Annotated in this window: 2 protein-coding genes; both read right to left on the bottom strand. The window is 36.6% G+C overall.

What is annotated here, in order from left to right:
- Positions 1–98 precede the first annotated feature (98 nt).
- Positions 99–1,133, bottom strand: coding sequence for a COX15/CtaA family protein (locus tag BLS35_RS27440; protein ID WP_090787953.1), 1,035 nt, complete (start codon positions 1,131–1,133; stop codon positions 99–101).
- Positions 1,123–1,476, bottom strand: coding sequence for a 6-carboxytetrahydropterin synthase QueD (gene queD / locus BLS35_RS27435; RefSeq protein ID WP_090787950.1), 354 nt, complete (start codon positions 1,474–1,476; stop codon positions 1,123–1,125). Before queD ends, BLS35_RS27440 begins: the two co-directional genes overlap by 11 nt.
- Positions 1,477–1,878: the final 402 nt, after the last annotated feature.

The raw sequence follows: 1,878 nt of genomic DNA, 5'->3' as shown, positions 1-1,878 counted from the left end.
GATGGTACTGCGGTAACACGTGGGAGAGTAGGTCGGTGCCAAATCTTAAAAGAAAGCCGGTAGTCCAATAGACTATCGGCTTTTCTTGTTTATAGTGATTAGGTTTTCTTTAAATTCAGAAACAGAAATAGAACTAGTGAAATGAGTAACAGTATTCCTGTAAACTGATGTAATAGCGCAAAGCTTTTGTAATGACCATCGATACTATTTAGTATTGTCGTTATTCCTATAAGACATTGTAAGATGACCAGGAGTAAAGGAGATAGTCTGATGAATGATAGCGTGCTGTTTATTTTCCATGGTGACGATTTGATATATAGCATAAGAACGAGAATTGAGATCACATAGGCCAATGTACGGTGAATGAATTGGATCGTTAATAAGTCGTTGGTTATACTCATCAGGTTCATCCTTTGCAAAGATATTTCAGGGGGAACAACAAAACCATTCATGTCTGGCCAGGTCACTGCAGCTAGCGCGGCATTAGTTCCTGCCATGAACGCACCATATATCATCTGTATGGTAAGTAAAACAAGTGTCAGTGTATTCAGTATTGGAAACTTTAGCCGGTGTCTCATTTTGATGTGTTGTAGACTTAATGAAAACGCCATCCATAAGGTGTAGCACAATAAAATAAGTGCGGCGATAAAATGGACTGATAAGCGAATGTGATTCACTTTTATGTTTGTGTCATTCAGTCCACTCTTAACCATAATCCATCCTATAACTGCTTGTAGTAATCCAAGTATAAATAAGAATAACAGTGGGAGTAATAGTTTCTTCTCTATTTTTTTCCTGAAGACAAAGTAGATAAGAGGAATAAGGAAAGCGATACCAATAAATCTTGCCCAGTTTCTGTGTAACCATTCCCAAAAGAATATGGTTTTGTAATCTTCCAGGCTAAAGTGTGAGTTTACAAGATGAAATTGAGCGATCTCTTTGTATTTGTCGAAACTGGCTTGCCAGGCGACCTGATTTAGAGGAGGGATTGTTCCAAGCAATGGTTTCCATTCGGTGATAGATAATCCTGATCCTGTTAGTCTGGTGATTCCACCAAGCAAAATTTGTATGAGAATAGTACCGGCGCCAAAATAAAGCCAGATAGCAATTTGCTTATTATCTTTAGCCCTCATAAATTACTCCGGATGTTGGTGTCTCCTTTAATTCTATTTTTACCAAAGCAGGAAATATAGGTTTGATCATTTGGCATAACCAAACAGCTAGATTTTCACTGGTAGGATTTTCTAGCCCAGGTATTTCATTTAATAGTTTATGGTCAAGAATTTCTAAAAATGGTTTTATGCCATTTTTTAAATCGGTATAATCTACGATCCAGCCTGAATGTTTTTCGGGCTTTCCGGAAATGAATACAGTTAAAGTATAGGTATGGCCATGCATTCCCCCACATTTATGTCCTTGAGGTACGTTAGGGAGATAGTGGGCGGAATCAAATTGAAAGATTTTATAGATAATCATTTGTGTTTTATATAATTCAAAAATGTGATTATAGTCGTTGACAGTAAATGATAGCTATCATGTTTTTTGATAATTGTGATCATTTACTGTATGTTTTGGAATTTGGCTGTAGGTTTTTCTTGTTGTGTTGCAGTTAGTTATGGCTTGTTCAGAGGTAATAGTGCATTTAAGTTTGTGGGGGTGTATAATTTTCCTACTTTTGCATCCCGCTTCGGAGGAAGGGTTTGTGTGAAAAGGATAAAGATGAAGGTTGAATTGAGGGGTTAGAAAAGAGATTGGTATTTCTTTATGCTGAGTTGAAAAGGCTCAGAAAATAAAAGAAATAAAGTTTGATAAAAAAAGCTTGACAATACCAAAAAGATTTCTACCTTTGCAATCCCAAACAGAACGGGAGTTATCAGA

Origin of the sequence: Pedobacter sp. ok626, from assembly GCF_900100435.1 — a bacterium.
Taxonomy (GTDB): Bacteria; Bacteroidota; Bacteroidia; order Sphingobacteriales; family Sphingobacteriaceae; genus Pedobacter.
Note: the sequence above shows the minus strand (reverse complement) of the source record. Positions and strands in the feature narration are given on the sequence as shown.

Excerpts from the sequence above, each read along its gene's own strand:
- BLS35_RS27440 (WP_090787953.1), bottom strand. The coding sequence starts at position 1,133 with ATGAGGGCTAAAGATAATAAGCAAATTGCTATCTGGCTTTATTTTGGC.
- queD (WP_090787950.1), bottom strand. The coding sequence starts at position 1,476 with ATGATTATCTATAAAATCTTTCAATTTGATTCCGCCCACTATCTCCCT.